General features: G+C 40.8%; 17 protein-coding genes. 8 read left to right on the top strand and 9 right to left on the bottom strand.

Features of this window, described 5'->3' with window-relative positions:
* Positions 1-70: 70 nt before the first annotated feature.
* From GQR93_RS13200 to GQR93_RS13210, 3 genes are all read left to right on the top strand, one after another.
* Positions 71-1,345 (top strand): acetylornithine deacetylase, encoded by a 1,275-nt coding sequence (locus GQR93_RS13200; RefSeq protein ID WP_187117493.1) that lies wholly within the window; start codon positions 71-73, stop codon positions 1,343-1,345.
* 22 nt (positions 1,346-1,367) lie between these two features.
* Positions 1,368-1,745: a VOC family protein gene (locus GQR93_RS13205; protein WP_003550425.1), complete on the top strand. Its 378-nt coding sequence runs from the start codon at positions 1,368-1,370 to the stop codon at positions 1,743-1,745.
* A 94-nt stretch (positions 1,746-1,839) separates the two neighbouring features.
* On the top strand, positions 1,840-2,958 hold the full coding sequence (locus GQR93_RS13210) for a glycerol dehydrogenase (protein ID WP_003550427.1): 1,119 nt from the start codon (positions 1,840-1,842) through the stop codon (positions 2,956-2,958).
* Between the two features lie 117 nt (positions 2,959-3,075).
* Here the strand turns inward: GQR93_RS13210 and GQR93_RS13215 are convergent, their stop codons facing one another.
* Positions 3,076-3,285: a hypothetical protein gene (locus tag GQR93_RS13215; protein ID WP_003550434.1), complete on the bottom strand. Its 210-nt coding sequence runs from the start codon at positions 3,283-3,285 to the stop codon at positions 3,076-3,078.
* Between the two features lie 568 nt (positions 3,286-3,853).
* On the opposite strand from GQR93_RS13215, the gene GQR93_RS13220 reads away from it, so the two are divergent.
* Complete coding sequence (locus tag GQR93_RS13220; protein ID WP_003550438.1) at positions 3,854-5,176, top strand: MFS transporter; 1,323 nt, start codon at positions 3,854-3,856, stop codon at positions 5,174-5,176.
* A gap of 432 nt (positions 5,177-5,608) precedes the next feature.
* Here the strand turns inward: GQR93_RS13220 and cls are convergent, their stop codons facing one another.
* The gene (gene cls, locus GQR93_RS13225; RefSeq protein ID WP_003550440.1) at positions 5,609-7,069 is read right to left on the bottom strand and encodes a cardiolipin synthase; all 1,461 of its coding nucleotides are present in this window, start codon (positions 7,067-7,069) and stop codon (positions 5,609-5,611) included.
* Positions 7,070-7,202: 133 nt separating this feature from the next.
* On the opposite strand from cls, the gene GQR93_RS15330 reads away from it, so the two are divergent.
* Both GQR93_RS15330 and GQR93_RS13230 read left to right on the top strand, forming a co-directional pair.
* Positions 7,203-7,352: a hypothetical protein gene (locus GQR93_RS15330; RefSeq protein WP_003550442.1), complete on the top strand. Its 150-nt coding sequence runs from the start codon at positions 7,203-7,205 to the stop codon at positions 7,350-7,352.
* A 110-nt stretch (positions 7,353-7,462) separates the two neighbouring features.
* Positions 7,463-8,011, top strand: coding sequence for a TetR/AcrR family transcriptional regulator (locus GQR93_RS13230; RefSeq protein ID WP_003550444.1), 549 nt, complete (start codon positions 7,463-7,465; stop codon positions 8,009-8,011).
* A gap of 60 nt (positions 8,012-8,071) precedes the next feature.
* On the opposite strand, the gene GQR93_RS13235 is transcribed toward GQR93_RS13230, so the two are convergent.
* The 4 genes from GQR93_RS13235 to GQR93_RS13250 form a co-directional block, all read right to left on the bottom strand.
* Entirely contained in the window at positions 8,072-8,821 is a 750-nt protein-coding gene (locus GQR93_RS13235; RefSeq protein ID WP_003550448.1) for a glucose 1-dehydrogenase, read from the bottom strand.
* Positions 8,822-8,873: 52 nt separating this feature from the next.
* Positions 8,874-9,716: an alpha/beta fold hydrolase gene (locus GQR93_RS13240; RefSeq protein ID WP_003550450.1), complete on the bottom strand. Its 843-nt coding sequence runs from the start codon at positions 9,714-9,716 to the stop codon at positions 8,874-8,876.
* Between the two features lie 222 nt (positions 9,717-9,938).
* On the bottom strand, positions 9,939-10,802 hold the full coding sequence (locus GQR93_RS13245) for an alpha/beta hydrolase fold domain-containing protein (RefSeq protein WP_003550451.1): 864 nt from the start codon (positions 10,800-10,802) through the stop codon (positions 9,939-9,941).
* 183 nt (positions 10,803-10,985) lie between these two features.
* Complete coding sequence (locus GQR93_RS13250) at positions 10,986-11,987, bottom strand: NADP-dependent oxidoreductase (RefSeq protein ID WP_003550453.1); 1,002 nt, start codon at positions 11,985-11,987, stop codon at positions 10,986-10,988.
* 174 nt (positions 11,988-12,161) lie between these two features.
* On the opposite strand from GQR93_RS13250, the gene GQR93_RS13255 reads away from it, so the two are divergent.
* Positions 12,162-12,710 (top strand): TetR/AcrR family transcriptional regulator, encoded by a 549-nt coding sequence (locus GQR93_RS13255; RefSeq protein WP_003550456.1) that lies wholly within the window; start codon positions 12,162-12,164, stop codon positions 12,708-12,710.
* Positions 12,711-12,862: 152 nt separating this feature from the next.
* On the opposite strand, the gene GQR93_RS13260 is transcribed toward GQR93_RS13255, so the two are convergent.
* From GQR93_RS13260 to GQR93_RS13270, 3 genes are all read right to left on the bottom strand, one after another.
* A complete protein-coding gene (locus GQR93_RS13260) occupies positions 12,863-14,686 on the bottom strand; it encodes a DUF5776 domain-containing protein (protein ID WP_147605442.1) in 1,824 nt (607 codons plus the stop codon).
* A 151-nt stretch (positions 14,687-14,837) separates the two neighbouring features.
* Positions 14,838-16,163, bottom strand: a complete 1,326-nt coding sequence (locus GQR93_RS13265) for an MFS transporter (RefSeq protein WP_003550459.1) — start codon at positions 16,161-16,163, stop codon at positions 14,838-14,840.
* Between the two features lie 16 nt (positions 16,164-16,179).
* Complete coding sequence (locus GQR93_RS13270) at positions 16,180-18,249, bottom strand: beta-galactosidase (RefSeq protein ID WP_003550462.1); 2,070 nt, start codon at positions 18,247-18,249, stop codon at positions 16,180-16,182.
* 188 nt (positions 18,250-18,437) lie between these two features.
* On the opposite strand from GQR93_RS13270, the gene GQR93_RS13275 reads away from it, so the two are divergent.
* A complete protein-coding gene (locus GQR93_RS13275; RefSeq protein WP_003550464.1) occupies positions 18,438-19,319 on the top strand; it encodes a helix-turn-helix domain-containing protein in 882 nt (293 codons plus the stop codon).
* Positions 19,320-19,604: the final 285 nt, after the last annotated feature.

Below are 19,604 nucleotides of genomic sequence, written 5' to 3' on the forward strand. Positions count from 1 at the left end.
AATAACTTCTCTAGCGATGGTTCAAAATCAATTGCTGGGAAGTTATTTTAGATTGGAGAGAATAATAAATATGGCAAGTATCAAAGAACAGCTCTTAACTACAATCGATCAATATCAGGGGGATTTGTTGAAACAGCTCGACCGGATTGTGGCCTTTAACACCGTTTCACCTCCTGCCCGCAACACAGCTAAGCTGCAACAGTTTATTCACGATGAACTGGAAGAATACGGGTTTGATGCAAAGCAACAGGATTTTTATGATGGCGATCAATTATTGTCCGCCACCAAAAGCGGAACCCATTCCGATAATCATCACAGCTTGATCCTGAATGGTCACGTAGATGTCGCCGCATTGGAAAATCGTGACGAATGGCAGACAGATCCCTTTAAGCTCGTCAAGCGTGGTGACACTTTAATCGGTCGTGGCGTAAGTGATATGAAAGGTGCTGTGGCAGCTTATCTATTTATTTTTCAACTGCTTAAAAAGCTTAATATCGAGTTACCCGGTGATCTGAAATTTCAGTCGGTCGTCGGTGAGGAATTGGGGGAAGCCGGTACTAAAACACTGCTCAAACAAGGCGAAAAAGCTGACTTTGCGATTGTCGGCGATACATCCGGTACCCATTTTCAAGGACAAGGCGGTGTGATTACCGGCTGGATCACCTTAAAAAGTCCCCATACCTATCACGACGGTAACCGAATTTCAATGGTTCAAACCGGCGGTGGCCTCAAAGCTGCCAGCATGGTTGAAAAAATGGTGGTCGTCATTTCCGCACTCCAAACGCTTGAACGCTACTGGGGCATTACCAAAAGTTACCCCGGCTTTAAACCCGGAACCGACACAATCAATCCCGCCTATATCAAGGGCGGTATTCATCCGGCCTTCGTTGCAGATGAATGCCGCTTATGGATCACTGTTCACTTCTATCCAAACGAAACTGTTGAAGGCATCGAAAAAGAAGTCGAAGACGAAGTGATTGCGGCCGCCAAGGCGGATCCTTGGTTACGCGACAATCTGCCTACCTTTAACTGGGGCGGTGACTCAATGTTAGTGGACAAAGGAGAGGTCTTTCCATCCCTTGAATTAGACAAAAACAGTGCAGCCATGAAATTACTGAATACGTCCTATCAATCTTCATTTGGTCAAAAACCGGTTATCGGTATGTCAACTTCCGTTTCGGATGGCGGTTGGTTTGGCTATTATCACATCCCCGCCGTTATTTATGGACCGGGCGAATTGGTTCAAGCCCATAGTGATAACGAAAGTGCCAGTTTTGATCAGTTATTAAACTATACAAAATCAATTGCCGGTTTTGTGGTAGATTGGTGTCAATCAGAAAAATAACGATTTAAAGAAGGCTTTTATTTTGGAATTAAAAAATCTTGACCACTTTGTCCTGACCGTCAAAAACATCAATGCAAGTTGTGATTTTTACCACAATATATTGGGCATGCGCGTCATAACCTTTAATCATGGTCGCAAAGCATTGCGCTTCGCCAACATGAAGATCAATCTTCACGAGGTTGGTCATGAGTTTGAACCAAAAGCGCTTCATCCAACTCCCGGATCCGCTGATCTGTGCCTGATTACGACAACTCCACTATCAAAAGTGGTTGATGAATTGCACGCCAAACATATTCAAATCGAGCTGGGACCTATTGCTAAAAGTGGCGCATTGGGCCCGATTAAGTCGGTTTACTTCAGGGATCCTGATCGTAACCTGGTTGAGGTTTCAACTTATTAATCCCAACGAACCTCCGAAATTCTTCCATTTCAATGTTCAATCGAATATAATATATATGTGAAATAAATCACGCATTTTATAGGAGGCTTTTCTTATGACACAAGTATTTGCAAGTCCCAGCACCTATATCCAAGGTCCAGGAGAATTATTTAACAGTGCCCAATATATCAAAAAATATGGTCAAAAAGTGCTGCTGCTTTCAGATCAAACCGTTTTAAAAATTGTTGGTAACCAATTCATTGACTATTTAAAGAAAAATGATTTTGATGTCAACCTCGCAACATTTGAAGGCGAAGCATCCGAATCCGAAATTAACCGGGTAACTGAACTCGGCAAACAAAGCCAAGACCAAATCATTATCGGTTTGGGTGGTGGTAAAACCGCCGATTCTGCAAAAGCCATTGCGGACAACCTCGATATCGCCGCAATGATTGCCCCTACAATTGCGTCAACCGATGCACCTTGTTCACGACTTTCGGTTATTTATACTGACGATGGTCAATTTGATCACTATCGATTCTATAAAAAGAATCCGGAAATTGTTTTACTAGACACCAAGATCATCGCCGGTGCGCCGGTTCACTTACTGATTTCAGGAATTGCGGATGCTTTGGCAACCAACGTTGAAGCAATTGATGTTCGCAGAGCCAACGCCGACAATATGTTGGGTGCAAAGCAGACGATTGTTGCCGGTTCGATTGGCCAGGCCTGTGAAGATAATTTATTTGAGTATGCCGAATTGGCCGTTGCCGCAAACCGGGCTCATGTTGCAACCGAAGCGCTAAACCACATTGTTGAAGCCAACACCCTTTTAAGCGGTCTTGGCTTTGAAAGTGGCGGATTAGCTGCTGCCCACGCCATTCATAACGGTTTTACCGCGCTATCAGGGGAAATTCATCACCTGACACATGGTGAAAAGGTTGCATATGGCACTTTGGTTGAATTAATCTTGAACGGCAGTGATCAAAAACGTTTCGAAAAGTTCTTGAAATTCGATTTAAAGCTTGGCCTGCCAACAACTCTTGCCCGACTCCATTTGGCCGATGCCTCTGATGAAGACTTAATGAAAGTCGCTACTCAGGCATGTGATGAAAATGACACCATGAAATATATGCCAACTGATATCACACCGGAAGATGTTTTTGCCGCTATCAAAGCAGTTGACGAATATAGTCGTGATTTCCAAGGCAGATCAGTTATGGAACTAGACTAATCCTGCTTTAAAACAACTAAAAAACGACTTGGTCAGTGAGGCTTCTCTCTAAAAGTGCCTCAATACCAAGTCGTTTTTTATGTTGATCGATCATCCGTCGATCCAGACAACAGATCATTACATTTTTTTATGGTTAGCTTCATCAACCGCATGCATCCCTAAATAGACAATCGCTAAAACAGCTGCCACACCAATGACAATAATGATCCACCAATTCACGCTGTACATTGGCGGTGTTGAGATAAGAGCGGCAGAAAGGTTAACTGCCAATATCACAACACATAGCCAGAAAATATAGGATTTATAAAAGTTCTTATTAAACCTCATTTTCTCACCCTCTTAGAAACGCAAAACAAAAGATTTTCCTCCACCTAAATCATATCATCTTGAGAGATATTCTGTTAGTAATTGACGTTTTATTTGAAAGAATCATATTTATAATCGCTTTAGGGTAGACAATGACCACCATTTAAAGGACAACTATATTAAGGATTAACGAATTAAAATTAAAATATTTTCATTTTCTTATTTACTTTTCATTTTTAATCTGGTAAGATTCTATCAACCTAAAAAAGCGAGGAATAAACTTATGAAAACCAATTCTACTTTCAATTTAGCCATTATTGCCGTCCGTGTCGTCATTATTTAATCTGCGGGCGCAATTTTGCATGCCCGCAAGAAGCGGGCAGAGTTGGTTTTTAAGCCAAGAACTGTCAATTCGGTTCTTGGCCTTTTTTTATCCTTAAAGGAGCTGATAGATCCAATTAATTGAACAATCATAAAATATTGACAAAAAACGCTATTGACAACGTTGCTTGATATTAATCATCCAGGCCTGCTTGGTTGAGACTACCCAATATCTAGTAGCCCACAAATGAAAGAGAGTTGACCTCAAATGGAAAATACCACACCAACATATGATTCAGCCGTTAAATCCGAAACCTTGCAACGAGACCCGGTGAAAACCGTTATTTTGGCCTCAATGATTGGTACCGCTATTGAATTCTTCGATTTTTATGCTTATGGCACTGCCGCAGCTACATACTTTCCCAACGTTTTCTTCCCATCACTAACGCCGACAATTGCAATGATTTTAAGCCTTCTAACATTTGGTGTTGCCTTCGTTGCCCGGCCGCTGGGTTCCCTGCTTTTCGGTCATTTTGGGGATAAATTAGGTCGTAAACGGGCATTGGTTGTTTCATTACTGCTCATGGGTGTTTCAACCGTCATCATCGGCCTATTACCCGGTTACAAAACACTCGGAATTTCTGCCATTCTATTACTCTGTCTAGCAAGATTTATCCAAGGAATCGGCCTTGGCGGCGAATGGTCCGGTGCCGTTTTGGTTGCTACAGAAAATGCCCCAAAGGGAAAACGAGCGCTTTATGGTGCCTTTCCTGAATTAGGTGCACCAATCGGCTTTTTCCTCAGTAATGGACTCTTCTTCCTACTTGAATCATTCCTGACACCGGCTCAAATGAACACCTTTGGCTGGCGGATCCCGTTCCTGGCCTCAGCTGTTCTTGTTATTGTCGGTCTCTGGGTACGTCGGAAAATGCAGGAAACCCCACTATTCCGTCTGGCACAACAGCAAAATAACGTTCAAAAGGCCCCACTAGTTGAGGTTTTCCGCAAAAACTGGCGCCAAGTTATCCAGGGAACCCTGACAATGGGTGTTGCCTATACATTTTTCTTCCTGCTTTCAACTTGGTCATTAAGTTATGCCACAACCTCGCTTGGATTTAACAATAAAGAATGGCTGTTGCTTCTCATGGCTGCTATTATCGTTTTTGCACTTATGATCGTTTATTCATCAGTACTGGCCGATAAATTTGGCCGTAAGAAAGTCCTCATTACAGGAACGATTTCAATTATTACCTTTGCTTTTGTCTTCCCGTTCTTCTTCCAAGGACAACACAACTTGCTTGGGAGCCTGTTCTTCCTCTTCGTCGGTTTCTTTACGATGGGGATTGTGTATGGGCCAATCGGCGCGCTGCTTCCCGAACTTTTCCCAACCAGTACCCGCTATTCCGGAGCCGGAATTGCTTATAATATGTCCGCAATTGTCGGTGCCGCTTTCGCACCAACCATTGCGTCATTCCTAGTTGACGAATGGGGCATTCATGCCGTTGGAATCTACTTGGCAGTGATGGCAACCATTTCACTGATTGCACTGATCACCACAAAAGAAACAAAATCGGTTGATTACACTAAATAACCTTGATAGTCAACGAGGTCGGGCTTTGATGTCCGACCTTTTTTTGATTGCTTCTATATATGTATATTACTATGTAGGCAATAGCGACAGATCATTTTCAGAAACCTTGGACAATAAAAAGGAACGCCCCTTCATCCTCTAGATGACGGCACGCTCTTTTGAGATGGTATCCTTCTGAAAGGTATTAGACCAATCATTGACCAATGTTAGCTGGTCGGGTATTGTGTTTCGTTAAATATCTCTGTTGTCAAGAAGCAAACTACGCGGATCTAGGCTCGATGACCTAGCGCCTTATTTATATTTCTGCATTTATCCCTCGTTTGCCAAACAGGTGATTAGTCCATTCACCTTTCACCATTATTATATGCTAATTCGTCAGGTACTTACAAATAATTCGTCTTATATTCAAAGAACCATTTTTGCTTTTCAACTTTAAAGAATTGGCGATAGCAGTCGACTAAACGTTTGCTTGAATTTAAGCCATAGTGGTTGTTTGTCAAACATCTCCGGTGTCTGCAATTCACTGACAGAAATGTCATTTAAATAAATATCACGCATTTGAGTGGCGAATTTCTCATCATAAATAAAAGAATTAATTTCAAAGTTTAGTTTAAAACTCCGATAATCCAAATTAGCAGAACCCACCGAAGCGATTTCGTCATCAATCACCATCGTTTTGGCATGCATAAACCCATTCCCATAATAATAAATCTTAACGCCTTGTTCTGCCAATTGTCGGGCGTAATATTGCGTGGCCCGGTAAACAAACGGGTGATCCGGCATACTTGGAATCATTATGCGCACATCAACTCCCGACATTGCCGCAATCCGCAGAGCATCTAAAACACTATCATCAGGGATTAAATACGGTGATTGAATCCAACAATACTTAGTTGCCATTGTAATTAATTTAATATAACCCATCTTGATCTGTTGCAAATCCGAATCCGGTCCGCTTGAGACAATCTGCATATTCACATTACCCTTAGTCGTGGTAACCGGAAAATATTTAGCTTGAACCTCATCTTCATCAATCTGTCCACGTGGACTGGTCGCATTCCAATCCAAAATGAACCGGGCTTGAAGGCCAAACACGCCCGATCCGATGATTCGAATATGGGTATCACGCCAATTGCCAAACTTTTTCTTACGGCCCAAATATTGATCCCCAATGTTAAAGCCGCCTGTGTATCCAATGATGCCATCAATCACAACAATCTTTCTATGGTCACGAAAGTTAATACGGAAGTCCAATAAGACTGATCGGGTATTCAAGAACGGATAAGCATGGCCGCCGGCTTCTGTCAGCGGTTTAAAAAACCGTCGGGTAGTTCCCATCGAACCCCAGGAATCATAAATCACCCGAACTTCAACACCCTGCTTGGCCTTTTGAATGAGCAAATCCCTGATTTCATTACCGATTTTATCGTTGTAAAACGTATAAAATTCGATATGAATACTTTTCTTTGCACTTTCAATATCTTCAATGATACGATGAAACAGCTCATTACCATTTGTAAAAATGTGGACTTTGTTTTGCCGAGCCAAGAAAGCGGAATCCGTCGTCATAAACATGTCAACCGCGTTTCGATTTCGGCGGACAACATCATCTGCAGGTGTCTTATCATCGTGTCCCAGCTGGCTTCTCTGTTCGTTTAGCCGCTCATCCAGTTGCATCTGAACGTGCTTATGTAATTTAAATAACCGATTTTTAGGTAACTTTCGACCCAAGAAAGCATACGCAATAAAACCAACCAGTGGTAGGAAAACCAACACCAGCAGCCATGCCCATATTGCCGCAATATCCCGTTTTTCTCTAAAAACCGTTAAGACGGCAAAAATCGCGTTAATAACGACAATTGCATTAAAAATAGAAGATGCATCAATAGTCATATTTTCCTCCTGATGCAGAAATTAGTTTAGTATTAGAATAAAACAGAAATAGATTTTAAACAAATCTCCCACTTTAATTCTACTTAATCAGAAACCTCACATTAGTTAGTATACTAGAAAGAAGCTAAATGTTATGAATATTTTTAATTTTTTTCCAGCAGCCCTTCACGGATTTCACTCGGTTCGCTTCATCCACTTTATTTTTAACGAACAGCCGATGATTGGCATTGCGTTGATTGTTGCGTTGGTACTGTATATGATTTATAAGATAATGAATCGCTAATTTATGCAAAATAATTGATTTGATCTCTGATCCAAAAGAGACCAGGCGTCATAGTCAGGAGGAAACACAGTAATTTACCAACTAAATATGATAGATTACTTGATGGAATTATGGAAAAAATTACCCAACAAAAAATTATTCAAACCGCAGAACATCTTATAATGGAAACCGAAAAACCCGAAGTGACGCTTTCACAGATTGCTACCGTTTTGGGAATCACCCATGCCGCTTTATACAAACATTTTAAAAATAAGCAAGATTTATGGGAGGCTGTTGCCAAGGATTGGTTCGATAAAAATATTCTTGGCAACATTAGGGTAAATAAACAAGCCTACACCAATTCAAAAGAACTCTTACACGATTGGCTCTGGCAATTTGCTACCGCAAAAAAGCAGGCATATAATCACGATCCCAAAATGTTCGCATTAAATACGCACTATATTGATAATCAGCCACTGGCACTTCATGATGTCCTTTGGGACTCCTATAGTATCATCGACAACTTTATGGACTATCACGATCCGAACTTGGAGAGGGCTGAAGCAATCCTATCTGCATTTGCCGTTTTTAATTTAGCCACTTTTAGTGAAACATGGAATCTGCCAAATTATCAACAACGCTTTGAGCAGATCTGGCAGTTAATCGAGCCTGGTATATAAAAAGGGGCTGGAACAAAGCTAGCAAAAGCTTTGTCCAGTCCTTTTCATATTAATGACTATTTAATGACGACCTGCCAAAGCGCCGCCGTCAACTACCAACTCTGTGCCTGTCGTATAGGCCGCTTCATCAGAAGCTAAATAAGTCACTGCCTTGGCAATATCCTTTGGTTCACCAATAGTGGGTATCGGATCTTTGGAATGACTAAGAGCCGTTCTGACATCATCTGTAACAATGTCGGTTGCGACTAACCCAGGATGAACCGAATTAACTCGAATCTCCTTGCCCATCTTGATAGCCTCCACTGCAGCAGCTTTGGTTAGCAACCGTGTACCGCCTTTTGAAGCAGCATAACTACCGGTTCCAATCATCGATGCAATAATACCAAGTACTGAAGAAACATTCACTATCGCACCACTTTCCATCCTGTTCAACGCTGCCCGAACCCCTAGGAAGTTCCCGGTCAGGTTGATATTAATAACTTTTTGCCAGTCTGCCAAACTTGTCTGGGCAATTAATTGTCCAGAGCCTCCAATACCAGCATTATTAACCAAAATATCCCAGTGACCGAATTGATTGATCGTTGTTGTCACAACGTTATCCCATTCTGCTTCTTGGCTAACATCCTGTTTAATGTACCGGACCTGTTCTTCGCTGCCCAACTCTTTGGCAACTTGAGTACCTAATGTTTCACGACGACCAGTAATAACAACCTTGGCCCCTTCGGCTAAGAAGTCCTTTGCAATTGCTTTCCCAATTCCGGAAATGCCGCCTGTCACAATAGCGACTTTATTTTCTAAACGTTTAACCATTTTTATTGAACCTCTTAACCTTATTTTTTATTTAAATTAAATTGTTTAACCGCTAATTATCTAAAAACGCTACTGCGGATTCAACAAAAGCTTCATGATTCTGAAAAATACCGCCATGACCGGCGGCCGGATAAATAATCAACTGACTATTTGGAATCCGGCTATTTAACTCATATGAATTCACAGTGGGTACCATCCGGTCCTCATCACCGTTTACAATTAGTGTAGGCTGTTTAATTTGGGATAAATCAGCCGGCAAAGCCAATCCCCATGCAGTAATTGCTTTTAATTGCGTTCGATAAGCTTTCAAACTGATCCCTTTATCCCGATTTTCTTGTCGTTCCTTTAGTCGCAGAAGAAACGCCTTTGCCTTTTTCTTACCATTATCTGTGCGGGTAAAGAATAAATAGGTTTTGACATCTTTCAAAGTCAAAAGCGCTCGAATCGAATCGCGATCGGAAAGCTTGGTCACATTTTCAATGCCTTCGCCACCACGTGGACCGGTTCCAGCTAAAATCAATTTTCGGACTAACGATGGTTCAATTGCAATTAATTCCTGAGCAATCATACCTCCCATTGAAAAGGAAAGCACATCAATTTCTTTTAGTCCCAACGCGTGAATAAAGGTTAAACTATCCCGGGCCATTTGTTCAATTGAATTGGGGACTTGTCCCCTGGAGAATCCAACACCTTGATTATCAAAGGCGATTACCCAATGATTTTGAGCAACACCATCCACAACCCGCGGATCCCAATTATCCAAAGTTCCAGCCAGGTGGACAAAGAAAACAACTGGAACGCCCTTCTTCTCACCCAATTCACGGTAAGCATATGTTTCACCGTTACTTGCTTGGATTGTTAAGTTTAGCGCCTTTGTGTACTGATAATTTACCATCTAACGTCATCCTCATTCTCTTATTTGACAAAGCAGCCACCATCAAAAACAATCAGCTTAAAGTTGGATAATCTGTGTAGCCAACCGCACCATTTACCCCATCTTCTCCTGCACGACTTCATGTCATCGGAGCCATAACAAGGCAGTTTTTTAATCGAAGATTGCCTCAATCAACTGGTTCTCATAGTTTCGCCATGAATAAAAGTCCGCCATTTTAATGTTTTAGCCATTTGATTGAATGATTTGCGTCATCCGGTCCAGTGAATCACGTCCTTCAGGTGTAGGAAAAATTGAAAAAACATGATTCATGGCGTGATATTTAAAAGTCGTCACTTGCCAATCTTTTTCATCAGCCATTTGCTGAAATTTCATAGCATCGGCATTCAAAATATCATGGTCGCCGGTAAAGACATATATCGGTGGTAATTTAGCCGAATTCCCATAGATCGGACTGACAAGAGAGTCCTTCGGATTAAGGTCACCAGCGTAGTATTGGCCTAACAACGTTAAATTGGGCAGATCAAGCATGGGGTCCAGTGGCTGAATTTCAGTCATTTTAGGATTGCTATTGGTAATATCCAGCCAAGGAGACAACAAGAAGGCTTGGTGGGGCAACGGCAGGTGATTATCCCGTAATCGTTGAAGAAGTGCCAAAATCAACCCTGCGCCAGCCGAATCTCCCATGACTGTTATTCTTGTAATATCAATTTGTTTATCGTTAAGCAAACTCAAATAGCTTTTAAGAACCATTTCATAAGCATCATTTGCTTCATATGCCGGTGCTTTGGGATAAATCGGCATAATGACCCTTGATCCCAATTGTTTAGCCAACCGATGAATGGCGTTAAAATGGGCCATTGTGGGTTGCCCCCAGTAACCACCACCATGTACATAAAAGATCACCTGATCTTCACTATTTTCAATAGCCGGTTTCATTTCCAAAACGTCTTTTTGGTCTCGGAAATAATGAACATGATAGAGACTGGCAACGGACTTAGGGAGTTGATAACCCCTTTGACTTTTTTCAAGGGCTTTTTGATAATCCTGATCCGTCTTGATTTCCGGTACAGCCGGAATATATGACAACAGCTTTTCAAGTAATAGACTTCGAAGGCTGCGCTGTTCTTTAACGGCTTGATACTTTCCAAGGCCAAGTCCGGCAGATAAACCGGTTAGGCCGACTTTGGTTGCTTTTTTGATTTTAGTGCCCTCCTTGTGAGACTTAAATGTTATTGTTAATCGATTATTTTGACCAAAAAATTATGCAGCTTAAAACATAATGACAACTTTCCCTTTAGGACGGCCGCTTGTGACCAACTTAAGGGCATCGTTAATATCTTCAATATGAAATTCAGTTGGATCAACTGCCGGCACAATATTATTTTCTTCAATAATTTTAGTAAGGTCTTTTAACTGACTGCCACTGCTGCGAACGAAAATAAAATGGTATTCAACGTCCTTTTCAGCCGCTTTTTTATCAAATTTGGCCCCAGCCACGCCAAATAGTTTTTGCTTCATCCATGGGAAGTTACGGTCAACTGCAAATCGTTTGTTAGGACCCGTTCTCAAGGATAGTAACCGGCCACCCGGTTTAATAATTGACAGTTCATGGTCAAATTCATCTGGTCCCAATGTATCAATCACGTAATCAACGTCTTTTAAGCGTTCCCAATAATTTTCAGTTTGATAATCAAAATACTGATCCGCACCACTGGCTAAAGTACGTTCTTTTGCCTCTGCGTTGCCGCTGACAATCACAGTTAAGCCCATGTCCTTGGCAATTGGAACTGCCATTTGACCAAACGATCCCGAACCGCCCGGAATAAAAACAGTTTGTCCGGGTTTAGCTTCAAGTTCTTCATGAAGCCCTTGATAGGCCGTTAAGCCAGTAAGGGGTGCAGCCGCACCGGTTACGAAGTCCAGATTCGTTGGTAATAAGCCAATTGCATTAGCGTCTACCGCAACGTATTCGGCAAATGCACCAATCTTTTTAAGCGGTAATCTTGTATAGATGGCATTCCCGACAGAAAATGTCTCAACGTTTTGACCAACTTTTTCTATAACACCGGTTAATTCATTCCCCATCGTCAGTGGAAAAGCATAATCCTGAATGAGTTTGACACTACCGGTCCCAATCAGATTCTCCAAAGGGTTAACTGCCGCTACTTTAACTTTAACCAAAACTTCGTCCTTACTAATTTCTGGAGTCGGAATATCATTAATATCAAGTTGATAGTCTTTTGCGTATTTTTTTAATTGAGCTGCTTTCATAAGATACCTCCGTGTTTAATTCAGTAACATTAATAGCTATTTGTAATTAATACATGAAGCTTACCAAGTTTAGTTACAATTGTCAATAATTGTAACTAAAAATCATCTATGCTATATTTATTCCAGTTAATGATAAGGGAGGAATGATACGACTTTTTACGTATCAGTAATACAATGAAAAAAATCACGCAACAAAAAATTATTGAAACAGCTGTCTTATTAATTGGGCAAACCCAAAACACTGAAGTCACCCTCTCACAAATTGCGGACAAATTAGGTATTACTCACGCAGCGTTATACAAGCATTTCAAAAATAAACAAGATTTATGGGAAGCGGTTGCCAAATGTTGGTTTAATAATCAGATTCTCGGCAAAATTAATCTAAAGCCCGAAGATTATGCTAGCCTATCCGAATTTTTATATGCCTGGTTATGGGCCTTTGCGAATGCCAAAAAGAAAGCCTATAACGAAGATCAAAGAATGTTTGACTTAAACACCCAATACGTCGATAATCATCCCTTTGTTCTTCGAAATGTCCTGACAGAAGCTTACAAAACAATCGATCAATTCATGAATTATCATGATCCAAATTACGAACGGGCAGAAGCCATTCTCTCAACCTTTTCAGTCTTTAATCTACCTATGTTTAGTCAAACTTGGGACTTACCAAATTACCAAGAGCGCTTTGAAACGATATGGGATTTAATAAAAAGTGGCATCTAAGATTGCTTATGATTGATTATATTTATGGCAAAAATATGAAACAAAATTAGTTGCAATACTTCAGAGAGCAGCTGCTTATAGCGCAAAAAACATCCCATCACAACTTTTATGTGACGAGATGTTTTTTGTATTAAATGTTCTAAATCAAACAATTATTTGGTAACCTTTACGAACTGCTTATTACCAGTAACGTAGTGTCCATTCGTTAATTGATATCGAGTAGCTGTTCCTTTACGAACCAATTTCTTGACCTTAACCACCTTGCTCTTCTTTAAATGTTTAACAGCGCTCTTCTTAGTTAACTTGGAAGATTTGTATTCCCAGGTTCCCTTTGGATTAATCACGCGAAGTGTTTTGATCTTAGCTTGATTATATAGTTTAGTGACATAACCAGCCTTGGTTGTGATGTAGCTGCCATCACTCAATTGATATCTCAAAGCGCCGTTCGAAGATTTAGTAGTTGCGACAACCGTAAATACTGGTGCTTTGGTAATTGATTTTTTAGCATAGTGTTTAATCCGGTTAGCTTTGCTGAAGTTCACGTTGTTATATCGATAAAGGGCTTTGACTGCAGCAACTTTAAATGGTTTAACTTGCTTAATAACGCTTGTTGAAGGTGCAGTTGTTGTAGTTGATGAAGATGTTGAACTTACAGTTGAGCTGCTTGAGCTTGAAACACTTGAAGAACTGGCAGCTGGTACACTTGATGATGAAGATTGAACACTTGAACTCGAACTACTTGTAGGTGTTGTTGGCGTCACTGGTGTTGTTGGTGTTGTTGCACCGCTATCCGAAGAATTTATTGCCTTATCACCAACATCAATTGTTTCAACAGTTATTGCTTGCTCACCTCGGACAACCAATAACATGCCATTTGCAAGTGGCATTATTTCACGATTATACGCTTGACCAACTTTTGGTTTGTAAGTCGTATCTGCAGCGCCAATACCTTTTTGCAAAGTTTCTGCATTATTGAAAATGTATACTTTACCATCACTACCATTATTATTGAAAGCAATTCGACCGTCATTCAACGTCGTGATATATGGTGCGCCACCCCAGGCAATCGTAGTTCCTGCGCTGGTTGAGTTCCAACTTTCTGGATCACTAGAGATCTTTAGTCCAACACTTGCGCCACCTTTTTGTTCATAAGTCATTGCCCATTTACCATTGCCGATAGGTGTCACAACGGGCATTCCGGGCCGAGTATCATCATTTCCATCTGTGTCCTTTAAGCCATTGGGGTCGACATCCATCACAAGTGGGCTCCAAGTTGTACCGTCCGTAGTTGTTTGATGAACAATCGCCTGAGCCTTTGGCTTTAATCCTGAACTATCCCGCTCATCTGAGTAGTAACAAACAAGCTTATTGTTGTGTACCATCAAATAAGGTTCCCAGATCGGATCGTCGTTGATAAAGTTTGCTCCGCCACTTGCAATTGTACTTTCATACTTCCAAGTTTTCCCTACATCAGTACTTTTGGTTAATTGCAATTGAGTACCACTTAAATCATTAGGCGTTGCATCCCCAGCGATAACAATGGTTCCTTTGGGCATATCGCCAATTTGCTGTGGGAGCTCATATAATTGCGGGCAGTTGGCCATCCCCCACCCTACTTCTTTAGTTTGGTGAACATTTGATACCCAATTCCAATGCGCCCCATTATCATCACTTTCATAAATCGGAAATACCGGTGTCTGACCTGCTTCAGGTACTTGTTCAAATGTCAGCAGTAATTTCCCGTTATCTGCAGAATTAGCTTGGTGTTCCAGCTGGATGACTCTTGGTGAACGGGCACCATAATCCCGATTATTTAATAAATGCCCACTTGCTGGCACTGTTGTTTTGTACACTGTAGTTGGTTGGACCGGTGTTGGCCTGTCCGCAGCATGTGCGCTAACTGTGCTGCCCATTAGGACAATACCAAATGCAAACACAATTTTTGCAATAGAAGCTAATTGTCTATGTTTAAACATAATTTCAATAATCCTTTCCATATAAAGCGGTTTCATTGCGATTATGTATAAAGCCAGGGCAATGGGGTGCACTACTCTGGCTTTATGCATTTTTACATGTGCAGCTGAAGGGTGCTTCAGTCAGAAAACTGCACAAGTTCTTGCACATTTTTTAGATAGCCTTTTTGGTTTCCTTGATCATCAGAACAAGGACGGCACCAACTAAGGCGATGATTGAAAGAATTGGTAGGATTGGCATATATTGCTTGCCAACCATGTCGAACAGGATTGCGCCCAAGACAGGCGCTAAGATTTGAGCACCAGTATTGGCAAAGTTCAAGATACCAAGGTCTTTAGCAGCAGTTTCAGGATCAGGCAAAACTTCCAGGTTCAAGGCCTGATCAACTGAGAAGAAGATTCCTGAACCGGTTCCGGCAATAATTCCGTACCAGATCATTGCTGAGGGATCACGGAAGAAAAATGGTAGGATTGTTCCAACAGCGGTTAACAATGCCGCAAAGGCAACCGGCCACTTTCGAGTACCCAGTTTATCGGAAACTGCCCCTGAAGTTGATGAAAAAACAATAGCAGTAATCATCGTAGCGGTTCCCATCCAAGACACATATTTACCGGCTGCAGTACTTCCAAGACCCATGCCACTTGTTAGGATGAAAACTTGGTAAGTTGCAAAGGCAGTAACGGTAATATTAATCATCATCTTACCGAATAAGGCAAGATAGAAATTGCGAACATGGTGAATTGGGAAGATAAAGGCTTTAACGAAGCCACTCAAATCCAGCTTTTCTTTTTCCATTCCCAAGCTTGATTTTTCGTGCATAATGATGGCCGCAATTGGACCGGAAATGAGCATCATGATTGCTAATGCGTAATAACCGGTGTTAACTAAGCCAGGATTGGCACTACTTAAGAAACGACCACCAATAACAGGGCCACCATATTGGCCGATAACGTAACCAATGGCATAAATTGATGAAATCGTCCCACGATGTTGCGGTGCAACCATATCAGCCATAACAGCGATTAATGGTGCCACAATCATGTTGATAAAGGTTTGAATCAAGCACCACAATACAATAAAGATTGGTAATTGTGACTTATCATTGATCATTCCCAAACCAACCATAACGGCAGCAGTTAAAACTGAGCCACAGACAATCCATGGTGTTCGGCGACCCCAACGTGTTCGGGTTCGATCTGATAAAGCTCCAATGATAATGGTTGTGATTGTTGATGTAACAGCTCCCAACGTTCCAAGCAAAGCCAAGAAGTTGTTAACTTGACTACCGGGACCGCCGAAAATATTAGCTAATTTAGCTGGGTTTAAAACTGAATTTAATCCCATAAATGGTGCTAACCAAAGCAAGGCCCCAAGTCCGGTAGCGATTCCGATAAATATTGGTACTTTTGGTTGTTGCGCGTCTGTCACACTGGCCGACCAAGTGCCGTCAGCGTTCAGGCTTTCATTCTTTTTAGACAATGTCAAACCCCTTTTCTTAATTCTCAGCTTTAAAGACTTGAAGGCCCCAAGGTTTCAATGTAAAGGTGTCTCCTTGTTTCTCACTAAGATCGTTCATGATTGATTGACCATTTTTTGAACAATAAGTAACCGTTTGTTCTTGATTTGAATAGTTAAAGTAAAAATCAAGGACCGCGTTATCTTTGGTAATCAGCTGCTTATTGATAATTGGAAATTCCTGCTCTTGACGAGACGTCCAAAGGCCAATCTTCTTTAGAATATATTTATATAAATCCGTAATAGATTGCTGATTCAAGTACGATCCGGCGTAAAAGGCATTCCCCTTACCATATTGGTTTTCCGTAATAGCTGCGTACTTGCCCCAATATGGGTGATTATAGGTTGCCAATGCCTTACCGGTTGTGGTCGTTAATAATTCCATCCAATATTTAACCGGTTGTTGATCAATTCCGCTTAATTCTTCCGTGCCACTGATCGTGACATCCTTTTCCGGCTTATCGGTACCATAATTACGATTAGGCTCTACAAACAATTCATATTCGGCACCCACCGCTTTAGAAATCAAAGCCGGTTGAACTTCAGTCCGGGCTTTTACATCCTGATTGGTGTAACCTGAACGGAATGAATAGAGAATATTGCCACCATTTTTAACAAAAACATTCAATTGTTCAAGTTGCTCGTCGGTCGCTGAATATAACATTGGAACAACTAAAAAGTCGTAGTTGTCATTTGAGAGCCGTGGATCACCGAGTTGTAAAATGTCAGCTTCAACGTTCAAGCGATACAACGGGTCATAATAGGAACGCAAAACATCATTGTATTGATGTTCACCGGTCTTATCAAAAATTGTGTTCTTATACGGGAACCAGTCAACCGCGCTCAAAGCCTGGTTGCTGACAACGAATGCTACTCGATTTTTCTTCTTGGTATCCAAGAAGTTTGAACCGACTTCTTTAAGTTTCTTCCCAATCGTCTTGGCTTCGTTGTATACCGGATTTGGTCTAAAGTCGTGTCCAAGTAAGCCTTTCCAATATGTTTCATAACTATTATGAACAGAATGCCAGTGCCAATAACCAATCATGTTGGCACCAGAAGCAATGTGTGAGAATGCTTGGAGTGTTAATTGACCGGGATATGGTACCCAGTGTCTGAATGCCTGGGCTTCGGTTTCCATAACAATGTAATTCTTATCTTTTGTTGAACGGGCAACATCCCCACAAAAGGCAATTTCAGTGCCTGTCAAGTTATCCTGAGTTGGATGATAAACATCAACTGCTGTAACATCAAACGGCTTTGAAACCTCAAAGTGATTTGAGTCGGCGTTCAAGCCAAACGATTGCTTTCGCCATTCGAAGTCAAAGTTGTTCGTGACGAATTGGTCATCACGCTTATATTCATTCACAATATCAACTTGCCAAGTTAAGAAATCGGTTACAAGAGTCCGTTTGAATTCTTCAAAGGCTGTGCCTAAACTGCCGTTAATTGTCGAATTGATTGGTGGGAAGTCTTCCCAAGCATTAATTCGATTACTCCAATAATCTAATCCATAAGCATGATTTAACTTATCAAGATCGCCGTTGAATTTTTTCTTGAGCCATTTTTCAAATGCCAGGTAAACATTTTCACTACTGGTATCAAAGTGCTTTGTTTCATTATCAACTTGAAAACCAATGACAGCAGGGTTATGAACCGTTCTTTCCACCATCTTACGAATAATCCGCTCTGAGAAATTTCTAAACGTCGGGTTGGTAATATCGATGATTTGGCGAGAACCATACTGATGTTTACCTGTCCTATCAGTTAACAACACTTCTGGATAAGCTTTGGCCATCCACGTTGGAATTGCATAAGTTGGTGTTCCGATAATGACGTTAATGCCAGCTTTTTGCATAGCGTTAACAACCTTATCCAATTTAGAGAAATCAAAGATTCCCTCTTGAGGTTCGTACGTACTCCAAGTACTTTCACCTATCCGAACAACATTAATATTGGCATCTTTCATCATCTTGATGTCTTCATCAAGTCGATCATATGGCAGGTACTCATAGTAGTATGCAGCACCGTACAAAAAGTTTTTGAAATCCATTTAAAAATCCTCCTAACATCTCACTAATACAGCCTTGACTTGGAAAGCGCTTTCTTTATCACAGACAAGTATGCCTTACTATCACGCCAATGTATATTGGAATATCGGCTTTATATTTATCCAAATATGACCTATAATGAAAATAATCACAAATAATTGGTTTGCAAACAGGGTATTGGAGGTAACTCATGGACTTTCTAAAACATGCAAAAAGACTACCAGTACTTGATTGGAATTTAACCTTTTTTGGTGCTCACGAACAAAAAGTTGGTCCCGAGTGGGTTGTACCAATCGAGAAGCACTATGCCTTTGAATGTATTTTTGTTCTTGAAGGCCACGAATACGTCAAGATTCAAGATAAGACATATACGCTCTCCGCCGGTGACTTTTTCTTAATTCCACCTGAATTCCCTCACCAGGTATGGGCTGGACAAATATTGAAATACTTCTGTTTCCATTTCGATCTGGATGATCCCAATTTAAAGGTTCAACTCATTCAAGGAATCAGTTATTATCATCCTTGCAATTCGGAATTATGTAAAAAAATTACGCCACATTTAACTAAACTGGACTCATTAATTAAAGACGGTTCTTTTGATTTCAACACCAAAATGATTATTCAAATCGAGCTTTCAAAAATGTTGCAGTCCTTCTATCAATCTGCAATGAAACACACTCATGACGCCTCATCAACCCACGTCGAGTATTCAAGAATTATGGCCGATTATATGAAAAGCCGATTAACAAATCAGGTCCTCAGTTATATTAAGAACGGCTATGCACCGGTTGAAAAACCGGTTGAAGTTGATGACGCAATTAGAAAAGTCGGTCTAAGCAATGGCTATGGCTTTAGAATCTTCAAGCAAACTTATGGTATCTCACCAAGAGAATACCTCTCCAAGCTTAAAGTTAACGAAGCTAAAAAGTTGCTTATGAAACCCAGCTATTCGGTCGCAGATATCGGATTGGCACTTGGATATAGCGGATTAGCCAATTTTAGTCGCCAGTTCAAAAGATGGACCGGCCTTTCACCCAATCAGTTTCGAGTTAATGCCTCCCAAAAACAATAATTGGTATACGTATTAGACATCATATAAGGATAAAAAATAGTTCGATTTTGCATTAATCACTACTAACGCTTGCAGACTTTAAGCACCTCTCGAAAAGAGATGCTTAAAGTCTGTATTTTCATTTGAGCATATTTATTATTTTCTTTGATTAAGCTCTTGTGAAATATCGTCAATAAAATGTAACCGTTTTACCACAAGGCCCTCTATATCAACATCAGTACGCCATATAAATATTCGAAATTTGTGAAAAATCACTTGCATAATATGTCGAAGCGACCTATGATA

This window comes from Lentilactobacillus hilgardii (genome assembly GCF_009832765.1).
In the GTDB taxonomy this organism is placed as follows: Bacteria; Bacillota; Bacilli; order Lactobacillales; family Lactobacillaceae; genus Lentilactobacillus; species Lentilactobacillus hilgardii.

Excerpts from the sequence above, each read along its gene's own strand:
- GQR93_RS13200 (WP_187117493.1), top strand. The coding sequence starts at position 71 with ATGGCAAGTATCAAAGAACAGCTCTTAACTACAATCGATCAATATCAG.
- GQR93_RS13210 (WP_003550427.1), top strand. The coding sequence starts at position 1,840 with ATGACACAAGTATTTGCAAGTCCCAGCACCTATATCCAAGGTCCAGGA.
- GQR93_RS13215 (WP_003550434.1), bottom strand. The coding sequence starts at position 3,285 with ATGAGGTTTAATAAGAACTTTTATAAATCCTATATTTTCTGGCTATGT.
- GQR93_RS13220 (WP_003550438.1), top strand. The coding sequence starts at position 3,854 with ATGGAAAATACCACACCAACATATGATTCAGCCGTTAAATCCGAAACC.
- cls (WP_003550440.1), bottom strand. The coding sequence starts at position 7,069 with ATGACTATTGATGCATCTTCTATTTTTAATGCAATTGTCGTTATTAAC.
- GQR93_RS15330 (WP_003550442.1), top strand. The coding sequence starts at position 7,203 with ATGAATATTTTTAATTTTTTTCCAGCAGCCCTTCACGGATTTCACTCG.
- GQR93_RS13230 (WP_003550444.1), top strand. The coding sequence starts at position 7,463 with ATGGAAAAAATTACCCAACAAAAAATTATTCAAACCGCAGAACATCTT.
- GQR93_RS13235 (WP_003550448.1), bottom strand. The coding sequence starts at position 8,821 with ATGGTTAAACGTTTAGAAAATAAAGTCGCTATTGTGACAGGCGGCATT.
- GQR93_RS13240 (WP_003550450.1), bottom strand. The coding sequence starts at position 9,716 with ATGGTAAATTATCAGTACACAAAGGCGCTAAACTTAACAATCCAAGCA.
- GQR93_RS13250 (WP_003550453.1), bottom strand. The coding sequence starts at position 11,987 with ATGAAAGCAGCTCAATTAAAAAAATACGCAAAAGACTATCAACTTGAT.
- GQR93_RS13255 (WP_003550456.1), top strand. The coding sequence starts at position 12,162 with ATGAAAAAAATCACGCAACAAAAAATTATTGAAACAGCTGTCTTATTA.
- GQR93_RS13260 (WP_147605442.1), bottom strand. The coding sequence starts at position 14,686 with ATGTTTAAACATAGACAATTAGCTTCTATTGCAAAAATTGTGTTTGCA.
- GQR93_RS13270 (WP_003550462.1), bottom strand. The coding sequence starts at position 18,249 with ATGGATTTCAAAAACTTTTTGTACGGTGCTGCATACTACTATGAGTAC.
- GQR93_RS13275 (WP_003550464.1), top strand. The coding sequence starts at position 18,438 with ATGGACTTTCTAAAACATGCAAAAAGACTACCAGTACTTGATTGGAAT.